The 14,337-nt window shown below is 62.0% G+C and carries 13 protein-coding genes and 1 pseudogene; 2 read left to right on the forward strand and 12 right to left on the reverse strand.

The genetic code is table 11. The features are described from left to right. Nucleotides 1-5: 5 nt before the first annotated feature. From AC1DFC_RS09540 to AC1DFC_RS09595, 12 genes and pseudogenes are all read right to left on the reverse strand, one after another. Nucleotides 6-545 carry a TRAP transporter small permease subunit gene (locus tag AC1DFC_RS09540; RefSeq protein WP_478179093.1) on the reverse strand — a complete coding sequence of 180 codons (540 nt, stop codon included), beginning with the start codon at nt 543-545 and terminating at the stop codon, nt 6-8. A 71-nt stretch (nt 546-616) separates the two neighbouring features. Then, nucleotides 617-1,561, reverse strand: coding sequence for an electron transfer flavoprotein subunit alpha/FixB family protein (locus tag AC1DFC_RS09545; protein WP_478179094.1), 945 nt, complete (start codon nt 1,559-1,561; stop codon nt 617-619). 25 nt (nt 1,562-1,586) lie between these two features. Then, nucleotides 1,587-2,336 carry an electron transfer flavoprotein subunit beta/FixA family protein gene (locus AC1DFC_RS09550; protein ID WP_478179127.1) on the reverse strand — a complete coding sequence of 250 codons (750 nt, stop codon included), beginning with the start codon at nt 2,334-2,336 and terminating at the stop codon, nt 1,587-1,589. Between the two features lie 188 nt (nt 2,337-2,524). Then, nucleotides 2,525-2,951, reverse strand: a pseudogene (locus tag AC1DFC_RS09555) (FAD-binding oxidoreductase); the annotation flags it as partial. A 142-nt stretch (nt 2,952-3,093) separates the two neighbouring features. Next, complete coding sequence (locus AC1DFC_RS09560; protein ID WP_478179095.1) at nt 3,094-4,173, reverse strand: TRAP transporter substrate-binding protein; 1,080 nt, start codon at nt 4,171-4,173, stop codon at nt 3,094-3,096. A 110-nt stretch (nt 4,174-4,283) separates the two neighbouring features. Then, entirely contained in the window at nt 4,284-5,027 is a 744-nt protein-coding gene (locus AC1DFC_RS09565; protein ID WP_478179096.1) for a Crp/Fnr family transcriptional regulator, read from the reverse strand. A gap of 222 nt (nt 5,028-5,249) precedes the next feature. Then, nucleotides 5,250-6,026, reverse strand: coding sequence for an enoyl-CoA hydratase/isomerase family protein (locus AC1DFC_RS09570; protein ID WP_478179097.1), 777 nt, complete (start codon nt 6,024-6,026; stop codon nt 5,250-5,252). 45 nt (nt 6,027-6,071) lie between these two features. Then, complete coding sequence (locus tag AC1DFC_RS09575; protein ID WP_007839175.1) at nt 6,072-6,905, reverse strand: amidohydrolase family protein; 834 nt, start codon at nt 6,903-6,905, stop codon at nt 6,072-6,074. 15 nt (nt 6,906-6,920) lie between these two features. Further along, nucleotides 6,921-7,643: an NAD(P)H-dependent oxidoreductase gene (locus AC1DFC_RS09580; RefSeq protein WP_226493221.1), complete on the reverse strand. Its 723-nt coding sequence runs from the start codon at nt 7,641-7,643 to the stop codon at nt 6,921-6,923. Further along, nucleotides 7,640-8,368: an enoyl-CoA hydratase-related protein gene (locus tag AC1DFC_RS09585; protein ID WP_042674581.1), complete on the reverse strand. Its 729-nt coding sequence runs from the start codon at nt 8,366-8,368 to the stop codon at nt 7,640-7,642. The genes AC1DFC_RS09580 and AC1DFC_RS09585 overlap by 4 nt, the downstream gene beginning before the upstream one ends. Before the next feature lie 2 nt (nt 8,369-8,370). After that, nucleotides 8,371-11,913, reverse strand: a complete 3,543-nt coding sequence (locus tag AC1DFC_RS09590) for an indolepyruvate ferredoxin oxidoreductase family protein (RefSeq protein ID WP_478179098.1) — start codon at nt 11,911-11,913, stop codon at nt 8,371-8,373. 229 nt (nt 11,914-12,142) lie between these two features. Then, nucleotides 12,143-12,430: a hypothetical protein gene (locus AC1DFC_RS09595; RefSeq protein WP_478179099.1), complete on the reverse strand. Its 288-nt coding sequence runs from the start codon at nt 12,428-12,430 to the stop codon at nt 12,143-12,145. Between the two features lie 114 nt (nt 12,431-12,544). On the opposite strand from AC1DFC_RS09595, the gene AC1DFC_RS09600 reads away from it, so the two are divergent. Both AC1DFC_RS09600 and AC1DFC_RS09605 read left to right on the forward strand, forming a co-directional pair. After that, nucleotides 12,545-13,537, forward strand: a complete 993-nt coding sequence (locus tag AC1DFC_RS09600) for a GlxA family transcriptional regulator (protein ID WP_478179100.1) — start codon at nt 12,545-12,547, stop codon at nt 13,535-13,537. 76 nt (nt 13,538-13,613) lie between these two features. Continuing rightward, nucleotides 13,614-14,303 carry a Crp/Fnr family transcriptional regulator gene (locus AC1DFC_RS09605; protein WP_478179101.1) on the forward strand — a complete coding sequence of 230 codons (690 nt, stop codon included), beginning with the start codon at nt 13,614-13,616 and terminating at the stop codon, nt 14,301-14,303. The last annotated feature ends 34 nt before the right edge of the window (nt 14,304-14,337 follow it).

Raw genomic sequence — 14,337 nt, forward strand, 5'->3', positions numbered from 1 at the left:
GGCGCTCACTGCACCGGCTTCTCGTAGTGGGTGTCCATCTCGATCAGACCGCGCAGGTAGGCAATGCGCTTGATGATTTCGGCCACACCCTGCAGGAACATTGCACCGAAGCCCAGCGGCATCATCAGCGCGGCCGGCCAGCGGATCAGTCCACCGATGTTTCCCGACATCTCGCCCGTGCGCAGCATGTTCACGAAGAAAGGGAAAGTCAGCCACAGCATCAGACCCATCACTGGCAGCAGGAAAAACAACAGCCCGAACAGATCGACGTACACCGGGCCGTGGCGCTTGAGCTTGCCGTAGAGGATGTCCACCCGCACATGCTCATTGAGCTTGAGCACCAACGGTGCGCCGAGCATCACGGTCGCGGCGAACAGATACCACTGGATCTCGAGCCAGGCGTTGGAGCTGAAGTCCAGCCCATATCGTACGAAGGCGTTGGCGGCGGAGATGAGCGTGGCGACAAGGATCGCCCATCCGGCAAAACGGCCGAACTGGGCACTGATCCAGTCCATCACCAGCGCAAACTTGAGAAGTGCGGACAAAGGTGTCTCCTGTCTGGATGAAGCGTCGGCAAGTAGTTGCGACCTCCTGCAATGCGACGCGAAGCGTGCCTTCAAAGCTCCTGGACCAGTTCCGGCACCACCGTGAACAGGTCGGCCACCAGCCCGTAGTCGGCGACGCTGAAGATGGGGGCCTCTTCGTCCTTGTTGATTGCCACGATCACCTTGGAATCCTTCATACCCGCCAGGTGTTGGATCGCGCCGGAGATGCCGCAGGCGATGTACAGTTGCGGCGCAACGATCTTTCCGGTCTGGCCGACCTGCCAGTCGTTGGGCGCGTAGCCCGCATCCACGGCTGCGCGGCTGGCGCCCAGGCCGGCGTTGAGCTTGTCGGCCAACGGCGTCATCACCTCATTGAACTTCTCGGAGCTGCCGAGCGCGCGACCACCCGAGACGATGACCTTGGCTGCGGTCAGCTCGGGACGATCACTCTTGACGATCTCGGCGCCCACGAAGCTGCTCTTGTCCGAGTCGGCCACGGCGGCCATGCTCGCCACAGCCGCGCTGCCGCCGGTGGCGGCAGCGGCGTCGAAGCCGGTGCCGCGCACGGTGATGACCTTGGTGGTGTCGGCCGACTGCACGGTGGCGATGGCGTTGCCGGCGTAGATCGGGCGCTCGAAGGTGTCGGGGCCGTCGACCCTGGTGATGTCGCTGATCTGGGCGACGTCGAGCTTCGCGGCGACGCGCGGTGCCACGTTCTTGCCTCTGGCGGTGGCAGGGAACAGGATGTGGCTGTAGCCGGAGGCGATTGCCAAGACCTGGGCTGCCAGGTTCTCGGCCAGGCCGTTCTTCAGGCAGGCGCCGTCGGCGTGAATGACTTGGGCGACTCCTTCGATATGGGCTGCAGCGTTGGCCGCCGCTGCGCTTTGAGCGCCTGCGACAAGCACATGCACTTGCCCGTCGTCGAACATGCTGATCTGGCGGGCGGCCGTCACGGCATTCAGCGTGGCGCTCTTGATGCTGGCGTTGTCGTGTTCTGCAATAACGAGTACGGTCATGTTTCTTTTCTCCTGTACTGCGGCCTTAGATGACCTTGGCTTCGTTCTTGAGCTTGTCGATGAGGGTGGTCACATCGGGCACCTTGACGCCGGCACCGCGCTTGGGCGGCTCGGAGACCTTCAGGGTCTTGATGCGGGGCGCGACATCCACGCCCAGGTCGGCCGGGCGCACCGTGTCGAGGTGCTTCTTCTTGGCCTTCATGATGTTGGGCAGCGTCACGTAGCGCGGCTCATTGAGGCGCAGGTCAGTCGTGATGACTGCGGGCAGCGAGAGAGAAATGGTTTCCAAGCCGCCATCGACTTCGCGGGTGACTGTGGCCCTGTCGCCGGCGACTTCGACCTTGCTGGCGAAGGTGGCCTGGGGCAGATCAGCCAGCGCGGCCAACATCTGGCCCGTCTGATTGGCGTCGTCGTCGATGGCCTGTTTGCCAAGGATGACCAGCGAAGGCTGTTCCTTCTCGACGAGCGCCTTCAGGAGCTTGGCGACTGCAAGAGGTTGCAGTTCTTCAGAGGTCTCTACGAGGATCCCGCGATCCGCGCCAATGGCCATCGCAGTACGCAGCGTCTCCTGGCACTTGGCATCGCCGCAGCTGACGGCAATGATCTCGGTGGCCACGCCCTTTTCCTTCAGGCGCACCGCCTCCTCGACCGCGATCTCGTCGAAGGGGTTCATGCTCATCTTGACGTTGGCGATGTCCACGCCGGTGCCGTCGCTCTTCACCCGCACCTTCACGTTGTAGTCGACGACCCGCTTGACAGGGACCAGGACCTTCATATGTTTGCCTCCAAGTTGATCCAAGGGGAATTCCAAACGGGCCATTCGGCTTGCTCGTTTGCGAATCCGCCAGCCTTAATTCATCAGAGCCCTCCCAAGGGCTCATATCAGACCGCTACGGCCTTGCGCCATCGGGCCTCGTGCTCAGGAGCACGGACGCTCTAGGGCATCCAGGAAAAAATCTTTCCCGGATTCATCAGATTGCGAGGGTCCAGAGCTTGCTTGACGGCGCGCATGCGCGAGATACCCGGCTCAACCGTGATGGACAGGTCGTCGGCATTGATCGACAGCACACGATTCATCCCCGACATGTCGATCGTCACTCCGCCTTGTACCGCAAGCAAATGGCCCTCCTGCGAAGATCCGTTGCCATACGGAATGATCGGAACGTGGTACTCCGCGCAGGAGGTTTACGGTGAACTGCACCTCTTGCGTGCTCAGCGCGAATACGACCGCGTCGGGCAACTGGGGGACAAAAGGCGATTCGCCGCGGCCATGGTGCATGCGAACTGCCTCGGCGATCGAGACCCGATCGCCCAGTTCCGCCTTGAGCAACGCGAGTAACTCGGCAGGAAATGGACGGCGCACGGACGCCGGTAGTGTCGGGTGAATCACGCTTGTCTTCTTGTGTTCTTCGATTTCTTCACGCTTCAGTCGTCACGACGCAGTGCGCAGCCTCATTGCGGGGCGAAGGCTCGGCGCTGTATTGCCACGGGGCCGCCTCCCAGCGACGCCACTGGATCGGACCGAGCCGCCATCACAGCTGTTGCTGCTGCATGAATCGGTCGAAAGTGCCTTCTGCAAAACGGAACCACGCGTTCTGGTCCGCCAGGAACCTGGAATAGTCGGTGTAGACCTTCTTCCACTCGGGGTTGCTGTTGTTCAGGTCCGCATAGATCTGCTGAGCCGACTTAAAGGTCGCGCTCATTACGTCCTGCGTGAACGGACGCAGCTTGGTCCCTGATCCGACAAGTTGTTTCAGCGCAGTCGGGTTCTTGGCGTCGTACTTGGCGAGCATTGACACATGGGCATGCGAGGCAGCCGCCTCCACCACGGCCTTGTACTCAGCCGACAGGTCCTCCCAGGCTTTGGTGTTGATGTAGAAGTCCACGTGCGGACCGCCCTCCCACCAACCGGGGTAATAGTAGAACGGAGCGATCTTGTTGAAGCCAAGCTTCTGATCGTCATAGGGACCGATCCACTCCAGTGCATCGATCGTGCCCTTTTCCAGAGCGGGATACAGGTCTGCAGCGGGAAGGGACTGGGGGATCACGCCGAAGGGCTCGAGTACCTTACCCGCGAACGGGTTGGTCCGGAACTTCAGGCCCTTCAGGTCGGAGACCGACTTGATCTCCTTGCGGAACCAGCCGCCCATCTGCGCACCCGTGTTGCCCCCCGGCAGGTTGTAGATGTTGTACTTTGCGTAGAACTCACGCATCAGCTTGAGGCCATTGCCTTCGTACATCCACGCACTGATCTGGCGCGCATTCATGCCGAAGGGCACCGAGCTGCCGAGGCAGAAAGTCGGGTCTTTGCCGTAGAAGTAGTAGCCAGCCGAGTGCGCCATCTGAACGGCCCCGGTCTGCACCCCGTCCACCACGCCGAAAGCGGGCATCAGTTCGCCGCCCGCATGCACGGAAATCTGGAACTTTCCGCCGGTCATCTCGCCCACCTTCTTGGCAAAGAGTTCGGAGGTACCGAAGACGGTATCCAGCGACTTGGGAAAGCTCGAAGCCAGGCGCCAGCGAATGGCGGCTTGCGCATGAACTGACGGTGCGATACCCGCAGCCAGCACACCTGCGATGCCTGCGTGTTTGATAAGAGAGCGACGATTCATTGGGGCCCTTCGAGTCTTGAAACAGAAAATTTGTCTGCTACGCCTTGTGGTTGTCGAAGCGAAGTGTTCGCTTTCATTCCTCAAGAGAATGGAGGAAAGTGTGACGACGATCAGGCTGCAAGACTGTTTTGAACAAGACACTTGCCGGATGGGTTTTCCCGATCCCGCAGGGACAGCAATGCGGACATCTCTGCAGCACGACGCCTGATGGGGGGACAACGCGCTTCGGCGCCTGGCCACGCGCGCAGACCATCAATATCAAGCACTTCGATGCCGCCGTAGCGAACGCGCAGCAGACCCGCCTCTTGTAGTTCGCGGAGTGCCTGATTGGTGTTCCCGCGTGCCAGCCCGGACAACCGCCCAACCTCTTCCTGCGACATCTGCACCCGGCTGCGCATACCGGGATACAACTCCTGGTTGAACAGTTCGGAAAGGCTGTACGCCAAGCGCCCGGTCGCATCGTTCAGCCTGGTGATCTGCACCAGCGCCATGTAGTGCGCAAGGCGCTCGTTCAGTTGGTCGATGACGAATCGGCTGAAGGCCGAATTGTTCTCGAGCAACCACAGGAATGTGCTCTGTGGCACGAAGACGACCGTGCTGTCCTGCAGCGCTACGAAGGAATACGGCCGAGGCTCATCCTTGAGCACCCAGCCTTCGCCGGCCCACGCGCCTGCCGGCACGGCCCCTAACGTGGTTGAGCGACCGGTCACCTCGATGGACTCGCACTTCAGGATGCCCTCGGCAACCCCTATCCAATGGGCAGAAGGAGTACCTTGCTCGCAAACGGTAGCGCCTGCCGGGAACACGCGCTCGAACATCTCGCTGCGGACATACTCATGTTGTTCTGTCGTCAAGCAGGCTCCCCAGGAGGAGCTCGCAAGCAACCGCTCGCCTTGCGCTGTCACGAACACCGTCCTCTCAGGAAATTCACGCCCAGTTCCGGTGCAACGCCAACCAGAACAACTTGATGAGACGCCCCCGTTTCTGCGGAGGCTCGTTGGCATGCGTCAGGCCGACATGTGCCGCTGATCCAGATAGCGATTGCGCGGCGGCATGGGCAGACCCGACGCGCGACCTTACTTGCGCTTGTGCATGATTTCCTGCCGACGGCGATCCTGGGCCTGCCGGTTGCCGGGGTCGCTCATGCCATTCGGCAGCAAGGCATCGAGAGCAACGGTGCGCTCGTCGATCTGCTTGTTCGTCGCATCCTGCAGCGCCTTCTTGGACATCGCATAGGCGACGTTGCAGTCGGGAGTGATGCAGCGCGCATAGCGAATGGCCGTGGACAACAGCTGGTCCGGCTCAACCACCTCATGGAAGAACCCCAGTCGCTCGGCCTCTTCCAGACCGTACAACTCGCCCCGCAAGGTGGTCAGCGCACCCACCTTGTCGCCCAAGGCGTACTTGATGATCTCCACATAGGCGGCAGGCATGGGAATGCCGATGGGGACTTCGTTGAGTCCGAACTTCGCGCTCTTGCGGGCCGCGATGCGGAAATCACAATCCAGGGCAGTGATCAGGCCACCCGCGATGGCATGGCCGTTGATGGCCGCCACCGTGGGCCGGGGGTACCGGAAGATGCGCAGATTGGTTTCGCGGTAGGCCTTGTACCAGTCGCGGATCTTGTCGAGGCTGCCGCTCCCGAAGATCTCGAAGCTGTACTGGAAATCGATACCCGCCGAGAACGCATCGCCCTGGCCCGTCAGGACGACGGGCAGTTCGCTGAACTCGCGTTCGAGGCGATCGAATGCTGCGTGCAGGTCGGCGAAGAACTGGTCGTTCTGGACGTTGACCTTGTTGGTGTTCATGCGCACGACGGCGCACTCATCAATGACTTCGATATCCCATGCCATGTGGCGTCTCCTTCAGTTGAAAAATCGAAACAGCGGCCGGTGGATTCACTCTTCCAGCTTGAACGCGTGACGTGCGTTACCCGCGAGGAACCGGGGGAGCACATCGTCTCCGAGCTCCAGCGCCTGGATGTGCTTCAAGCATTCTGCGGGGGTCAGCATCGGAAAGTTGGTGCCGAACATCACCTTGTTCTTTCCCGGGCCGCGCATGTAGGCCACCAGCTCCGGTGGAAACCGGGAAGCCTTGTAGGCAGAGGTGTCGACGTAGACATTCGGGTGTTTCATCATGAGCGAGATCATCTCGCTCACCCAGGGGAAGCCGATGTGCCCGCCGACGATGCGCAGTTCTGGAAACTCGTGCGCGACGTTGTCCAAGTAGGGGATTGGCCGCCCAGGCTCCGAAGGCCGCATCGGGCCGGCATGGCCCACCTGCAGGCAGAACGTGATGTCGAGCTCGACGCATTCGGCATAGAGGGGGTAGTACCTGCGGTCGTCGGGAGGGAGCCCCCACAGCCAGGGCAGTACCCGCAGGCCCTTGAAGCCGAACTCCTTCACGCATCGGCGCAGTTCCCTCACCGCGTCCATTGGCCTGTTGATGTCGACGGACGCAACGCCGACCACATATCCGCCGTGCGCCTTGACCGCGGCGGCCACTTCGTCGTTCGTGATCATCGGCCCCGCGGGCCCCCACCACGCGCTCGCGATCGTCCGCGAGACACCTTGCTCGCGGAATGTCTTGAGCGCCTCGTCGTGCGAGATGTCCGGGTTGTCCTGCGCCAACGTCCGCCAAGCCGTCGGCCATCGACGCAAAGAATCGAACATAGGGTCCAGCAAGTACGCCTTGTTCGGAAGCTGCATCCATGCATCGATGATTTCGGTCATCTCACTGCTCTTGAGTCAGGTTGATGAAGTCTGCGCCACCTTGGGCCGGAACTGGTCGTCGAAATCATCCAGGCTGGGCATGGGCAGTACCGGCCGGCTGTCGATGTTCTCCACGGCGTGGAAAAGCTTCATGAGCATGCCGGTACGCTCCGTGTTGTCCACGTAGGGGACGTGGTACGCAAAGAACGGCTCATGGACGGAATAGCCTACATACCCCAACGTGCCTTGCAGGAGGTGCTTGAGCATGTCCTTCAGGTCACCATGGATCGAGTCAGGGCCAAACATGTAGTCCCGCCCACCCAGAGACGCTACGACCATCGCGCGTTTGCCGCGCATGCCGCCTTGGTCGTAAACCCGCGTTCCACCGTAAAAGACACCGGACAGGAACACCCGGTCGATCCAACCCTTGAGTTGAGCCGGTACCGAGTACCAGAAGATGGGGAATACCAGCACGAGCAGATCAGCATTGCGCACGGCCTCGACCTCGGCGGCAATCTGCGGGTCGATGGTCTGGTTTTGCCAGGCATGACGCTGCTCTAGTGGGTAGACCAGGTAGTCCTCGCGTGACCTGGCACCAAAATCATCTGCACTGGCCACAGCATTGAAGTTGATAGCCTGCAGATCGGTCACGCTCGTCTGCCAGCCATCTTTCTCCAAGGCCTCCTTGGTCATGTCGCGCATGGCTGCGACGAACGAATTCGGTTCGGGGTGCGCGTAAACGATATGTGCGCGTTTCATTGCGTGCTCTCCATTGCCTTTCGACGGCGGCCGACGGCCGCGTTGATTTCGATCACCTCTTCGTCTATGCGTTGGTGATACTCGCTGCTGGGATGCAGCCAGTCCTTGATGCGCCGAAGAATCGTGGGATCCTTCGAAGCGAGAAGCTTTGCACGCTCCCAGCCTCGTGCATGAATCTCCGCCGCGGGCGAGACCTCTGCGACAAGTCCCCACTCGCATGCCTCGGCGCCCGTGAACTTCTCGCCGCCGAGGAGCAGGCGCTTGGCCCGCGGCAGGCCAACGGCCCGCTGCAACAGCAGCGTGCTGGCCGCCTCCGGAGCAATGCCCAGGTCGACGAAAGGAAGCCGGAAGACCGTGTCGGCACTCGTCACCACCCAGTCGGCATGCAGCAGCCAAGTCACGCCGATCCCGGTGGCGGAGCCATGCACCGCGATCACGACAGGTTTCCTCACGTCGGCGATGGCGTGCAGGAAGGTTGGCACGGCATCCTGCGGCTGCTGAGGCCATTCGTCGAAGGCCTTCAAGTCATGCCCGGCGCAGAACACGTCGCCCGCCCCCGTCACCAGAATGCAGCGCACGTCGTCTCTTTCGTCGGCAGCTCTCAGCGCCTCGGCGATGGCCGCGAACATGGGCATGGTGAGCGCGTTGCGCTTTTCAGGCCGGGCTATGCAGAGATGCCATACCCCGTCCTGCACACTGCACTGGATGGATTCAATGCTCTCCATACTCACGACGAGGCTCCTTGCAAACGGTGTCCATGGGTCATCGGCGGAATGTCCTTGCCGGTAATCTCGCCCAGCAAGGCACGCTGGCGTTCACGCGCCTCCTCGATGGCTTTCAATTTCACGTGCCCGAACCCACGGATCTGCTCAGGAATGCGTGCCAGCTCCAGACACTTCTTCGGCTGGACTGCGATGAAAGGCAGCGTGGCCTGGATACCCTGCTTGTATTCGTCGATGAGCGCGCGCTCCGTCCTGCGCTCGTGCGTGTACCCGAACGGATCGAACAGCGTGCCCCGCAGGAACTTCAGCTTCGCAAGGACTGTGAACGCCGACGCCATCCAGCCGCCGTACAGCCGCTTGCGCGGCAAGCCGTCCGAGCCGCGCCGGGCGAAGAGTGGCGGCGCCAGGGAGAACCCAACTTTGTATTCGCCATCGAACTGGCTTTCGATCAGCTTGCGCAGCTCCGCGGACGAATGCAGGCGCGCCACCTCGTACTCGTCCTTGTAGGCCATCAGCTTGAAGAGATTCCTGGCGACGGCCTGTTCGTAGCCGTCGAGCATCGCAGCACCGGACGAACGTACCTTCCGCAGAAAGCCTTCGTACTGCTGGGCATAGCTGCTGCCCTGGTAGGCCACCAGCCGGTCGCGGCGGTCTTGCACCAGTTGCGGCACGTCTTCCTTGCCGGCCCTGGGGATCCATTGCACGACCGCAGCGGGCTTCGCCACCAGCCGCTCTGGCGACGCCACGTACTGCCGGCCGATCTTGAACGCGCGCAAGTTGGCATCCACCGCCTGCCCGTTCAACTCGATCGCGCGGCGCAGCGCATCGTGCGACAGCGGCACCTGCCCAGCCTGCCAGGCCGCACCCAGCAAGATCATGTTGGCGTAGACGCTATCTCCGCAGTAGCGCACCGCGATGTCATGGGCCGGGATCTTGGCCAGTCTTTTCTCTGCGCACGCCTGCTCGATGGTGGCCCACAGCGCCTCGTTCGGCATGCTGAAGTCGCGGTTGCGCTGGAAGTCGGAGGTAGGCGATACATTGGTGTTCACCATGGCGCGGCAGTCGGACTTCAGCCGGCTGATGGAGTCCGGATGCGCGCTCACCACCAGATCTCCCCCGATGAGCGCATCGGCAGCGGCGTCCGGTATGCGTGGCGCATGGACGTCGTCGGCCGTTGCCGCGATGCGCACATGGCTCCACACCGCGCCGCCCTTCTGGGCCAGGCCGGCCATGTCCATCACGGAGCAATGCAGGCCCTGCAGGTGCGCCGCCATGCCCAGGATGTTGCCAATCGTCAGCACGCCCGTGCCGCCGATGCCGTTGACCAGCACGGCGTAGCTGGTGTCCAGCGCGGGCAGTTGGGGATGGGTCGGCTCGGGCCAGGCTGCCGGATCGCCTTCGGAGCCGGCACCGGAGTCGACCGGCTTCTTGCGCAAAGCTCCGCCCTCCACGGCCACGAAGCTCGGGCAAAAGCCGTCGGCGCAGGAGTAGTCCTTGTTGCAGGAGGACTGGTTGATCTGGCGCTTGCGGCCCAGCGGCGTCTCGAGCGGCTCGATGGAGACGCAGTTGCTCTTGACGGTGCAGTCGCCGCAGCCTTCGCACACTTCCGGATTGATGACGTAGCGGACCGGAGGATCCGGGTACTTGTTGCGCTTGCGCCGGCGGCGCTTTTCGGCGGCGCAGGTCTGGTCGTAGACCAAGGCGGTCACGAAGGGCAATTCGCGCAGTTCGCGCTGGACGACGTCCAGGTCGCGCCGGTGATGGAAGGTCGTGCCAGGCGCAAACGCTGTTTCGTGCCCCTTGTATTTCTCGATGTCGTCACTGACGACCACGACGCGTGCCACGCCTTCGGCATGCAGCAGTTGCGTCAGCATCGGTGCCGTGAGCGGTCCGTCGTGCGGCTGCCCGCCCGTGAGCGCCGTAGCGTCGTTGAACAGGACCTTGAACGTCATCGGCGTCTTGGCCGCCACGGCCTGACGGATGGAGAGCGAACCCGAATGGAAGAACGTGCCGTCGCCCATGTTGGCGAACATGTGCGGCCGCTTGGAGAAGCGGCTTTGCCCCACCCACGGAGCACCCTCGCCGCCCATGTGCGTGTAGCTTTCGGTACGGCGATCCATCCAGTTGGCCATGTAGTGACAGCCGATCCCGGCCGTGGCGCGCGAACCCTCCGGTACCTTGGTAGAGCTGTTGTGCGGGCAGCCAGAACAGAAGTACGGCGTGCGCATGAGGGGCGCCAGGAGCTTTCCCTTTTCTGGCGTGTAGGGGAGCGCCTGGCATGCGTCCATGCCTGCGGCATGCAGCCGCGCCTGCAACGCCGCCGCGATGTCCACGGGCGCGAGTTCGGCATCTCCGCGCAAGAGGCGCTGCTCATGCGGAATCTCGAATTCCGCGCATTGGAGCCCACCGCTGGACTTTCCCACGACCTGGGGCGCTTTCTCGCCGCTTGCGGCAAGCGGGTAAAGGATGTCCTTGACCTGCTGCTCGATCAGCGCCCTCTTCTCTTCGACAACGAAGATCTCATCGAGGCCCTGTGCGAACTCGCGGATGATCTGCGGCTCCAGGGGCCAGACCATGCCGAGCTTCAAAAGGGCAATGCCCCTCGCGGCCAGATCCTGCTCGCCGATGCCGAGCAGCCTGAGTGCTTCGCGCACGTCGTTGTAGGGCTTGCCGCCCGCAATGATGCCGATGCGGGAACCTTCGCTCTTGGCCACGATTCGGTTCAACCCGTTGGCACGGCAGTAGGACAGCGCCAGGGGCAGCTTGGTGCGCACGATCCGCGGCTCCTGCGTCGCCCACACGTCGGGCCAGCGGATGTGGACGTCTTCCGTCGCCTTGAAATCCTCGGGCGGCCGGCATTCGACCCGGAACGGATCAACGTCCGCGATCGATGTGGTCTCGACGATATCCCCCACGCACTTGAGCCCCACCCACAGGCCCGACGCGCGGCTCATTGCCCAGCCATGAATCCCGTAGTCGAGGTATTCCTGTACGTTGCTCGGGTACAGAATGGGGATGAACGACGCAACCAGCAACTGTTCGCTCTGGTGCGCGAACGAGGATGACTTGGCCGTATGGTCGTCGGCGGCCAGCACGAGCGCGCCGCCATGCGGTGAAGTTCCAGCCGCATTGGCATGCTTGAGGGCGTCCGCGCTTCTGTCGACGCCAGGCCCCTTGCCGTACCACATGGCGAACACACCATCGACCGTGGCCTCCTCCGGGTGCTGCATCAACTGCTGGGTTCCCCAGCAGGCGGTCGCTGCCAAGTCTTCGTTGAGGCCCGGGATGAACTCGATCTGCTTTTCCTTGAGCAGTTTCTGGACCCCCCAAAGCACCTGGTCCAGGCCCGACAGCGGCGACCCGCGGTAGCCACTGACGAACCCGGCGGTATTCAACCCTGCCGCGCGGTCGCGAGCGCTCTGGTTGAGCAGCAGCCGGACCAGCGCCTGCGAACCACTGATGTAGGCGGGGCCGCGGTCCAGCTGATAGCGGTCCTCGAGCTTCGCAGGACGCAGCAATGCTCCAGGCAGCGGCGCGACCTCAGACATGCCGCACCTCCCCATGTTGGGCGCTGCCGGCGACAACGGCACTGGGGTGTGCTTCGCGCGAGGCGGCTGCACTCGGTGACAGGCTCATGGGGAACTCCTTGTATTTGTTGCTCGGGCGGGATACTGCCCCTCTATTAACCGACACCTCGCTCCATTCGTACATTGGCGAAATTGACTTTGTTTGTGCTACTTTCGCCATCATCCATCGAGCTGCGCACGGAGGGGGCGCTCAGAACGACAGCCCAAACACGAAATAGGCGATGCCGGCCACGGCTGCCATCGCGATGGCGGGAACGGCCACCAACGCATAGCCACGATAGAAATCCTGCACCTGGCTGGCGGGGACGACAGCGAATCCGTGGCAGCTTCCCAGTACGGCAATTCGGTCGCCCCATTCACGAGCGGGATAGGGTTCTCCGTCGACGACTTGGCGAGAGTTCGCCTTCGTCTGGGGCTGCAAGGCTTGATCGCAGCCAGAGACGTCACTGTGCAATGACGCAACGGGTATGTCGCTCATCTCCGTGCTCCTTTTTGTAGTCGCTGGTCTAGAGGCCAGCAGGGCTCATTAGGCGGATTTCCACGTCTTGGTGTAAATTGTCGAAACTGACATGTTCTATGCCATTTACGACCAATGCCACGTGCCGCCATCCTTACCTTCGACGGCTGCTACGCTTCCAGCGTGGCCGGGTTTGCCGACATCCTTCAGATCGCGAATTCGCATCTGAGGCTCGAACAAGCGCCGGCGAAAGCACTATTCGAGTGGCGTTTCGTGTCGCCGTCGGGCGAAGCGGCGATTGCCAGCAACGGCCTGCCTCTGCAAACCCACAAGTTGGGGCCGCGAGAACGGTATGACTTGGTGTTTGTTCCCAGCTTTCACTATGGCGGGCACCGACAGTTCGACCAGTTCCTCGACCGGCAGGCCGATGCCTGTACCTGGCTGACGGCGCAATGGCGCGCAGGATCATGGGTCGCCGCGAACTGCACGGGCACCTTCATCCTGGCCCAGACGGGCTTGCTCGATGAGCGCGTTGCAACAACCACGTGGTGGCTTGAACGGCAGTTCAGGGAGAAGTTTCCACGTGTCGACCTGCAACTGCGTCCTGTGATCACCGAGATGGACCGCCTGATGTGCGCGGGCGCGTCAGCGTCGTATCTGATTCAGACCATTCGCGTCATTGAGCGCTTCTCGGGGCCGGTCATTGCGTCGCAGTGCGCGAAGGCCATGCTGATTGACGTGAGTCAAACCAGCCAGATTCCCTATCTTCCATTGCTCGCCCAAAAGAACCACTCCGACGCGCTGGTGCATCGAGCCCAGCGCTGGCTGCAGGGCAACATGACCAAGGATCTGAGGATCACCGAGCTCGCCGATACGCTCGCGGTCAGCGACAGAACCCTCATCCGGCGCTTCCGCAGCGTGCTGGACCAAACGCCGCTGGCCTATCTTCAGGATCTTCGGCTGGAAGCTGCGCGTGCGCTGCTCGAGACCAGTTCGCACAGCGTCGAAGAAGTGGCGAGCCAGGTCGGATACAGCGACACCAGTTCCTTTTCCAGACTCTTCCGTCAACGCATCGGGATGAGTCCGGGGGCCTACCGCGGCCGCTTCCAGATGGACTCCTCGCTCTAGTCCGGGCCAACACGATCACCAATGGCTGAGGCTTTGGAAGCGAATGATGGAGCAAAGAATCACCCAATCACCCGCCGTGGACGAAACATCCACGGCAAGCATGGCCGAATTCCTCGGGAAATGGCCATGGTTCCACGCGCTTTCCACCGAACTTCGGGCCCTGACGCTAGAAACGTCAGTGGAGATGAAGGTGGCCGCCGGCCAGTATGTCGCCCGCGCTGGCGAGCCCAGCGCATACTGGTACGGCGTCGTGAGCGGCCAACTGCAGATGTGCATCGTCGGCCCGGAAGGGGACGAGACGACGCTGTACTACCTTCGAGAAGGAGAATGGTGCGGCGACGGATCCTTGTTGAAAAGGGAATTGATGCAGTACGACCTGCGCTCGCTGACCTCCGCACGTCTCTGCCTCGTTCCTGCAAATACCTTCCATGTGCTGCGCAGTTCGTCTCTTGAGTTCAGCAACTTTCTTTGCGATGTCATGAACGCCCGAATGGGTGAGTTCGTCGGGATGCTTGTGGCGTCGCGCCTGCTGGGGCCCGAGAAGCGGGTTGCGAAGGCGCTCCTGATGCTCGCCAAGAGCGGACGCGAAGATGCGCTCAGGCTATCGATCCATCAGCGCGATCTGGCGTTGATCTGCGGCCTCTCGCGCCAGCGAGTGAACATGGCACTGGCATCGTTCAAACAGGATGGAATTGTCCGAACCGAAGGCTCCAAGGGATTCCTGATCGTCCACACGCAGCGCCTGCGCGACTACATTGGGAATTGATAGTCCACCAGGCGCTAAGAATGGGCTATCCCGA

Source organism: Variovorax sp. 10L421 (assembly GCF_056395365.1).

Excerpts from the sequence above, each read along its gene's own strand:
- AC1DFC_RS09570 (WP_478179097.1), bottom strand. The coding sequence starts at position 6,026 with ATGGCATGGGATATCGAAGTCATTGATGAGTGCGCCGTCGTGCGCATG.
- AC1DFC_RS09545 (WP_478179094.1), bottom strand. The coding sequence starts at position 1,561 with ATGACCGTACTCGTTATTGCAGAACACGACAACGCCAGCATCAAGAGC.
- AC1DFC_RS09550 (WP_478179127.1), bottom strand. The coding sequence starts at position 2,336 with ATGAAGGTCCTGGTCCCTGTCAAGCGGGTCGTCGACTACAACGTGAAG.
- AC1DFC_RS09575 (WP_007839175.1), bottom strand. The coding sequence starts at position 6,905 with ATGACCGAAATCATCGATGCATGGATGCAGCTTCCGAACAAGGCGTAC.
- AC1DFC_RS09560 (WP_478179095.1), bottom strand. The coding sequence starts at position 4,173 with ATGAATCGTCGCTCTCTTATCAAACACGCAGGCATCGCAGGTGTGCTG.
- AC1DFC_RS09590 (WP_478179098.1), bottom strand. The coding sequence starts at position 11,913 with ATGTCTGAGGTCGCGCCGCTGCCTGGAGCATTGCTGCGTCCTGCGAAG.
- AC1DFC_RS09595 (WP_478179099.1), bottom strand. The coding sequence starts at position 12,430 with ATGAGCGACATACCCGTTGCGTCATTGCACAGTGACGTCTCTGGCTGC.
- AC1DFC_RS09585 (WP_042674581.1), bottom strand. The coding sequence starts at position 8,368 with ATGGAGAGCATTGAATCCATCCAGTGCAGTGTGCAGGACGGGGTATGG.
- AC1DFC_RS09580 (WP_226493221.1), bottom strand. The coding sequence starts at position 7,643 with ATGAAACGCGCACATATCGTTTACGCGCACCCCGAACCGAATTCGTTC.
- AC1DFC_RS09600 (WP_478179100.1), top strand. The coding sequence starts at position 12,545 with ATGCCACGTGCCGCCATCCTTACCTTCGACGGCTGCTACGCTTCCAGC.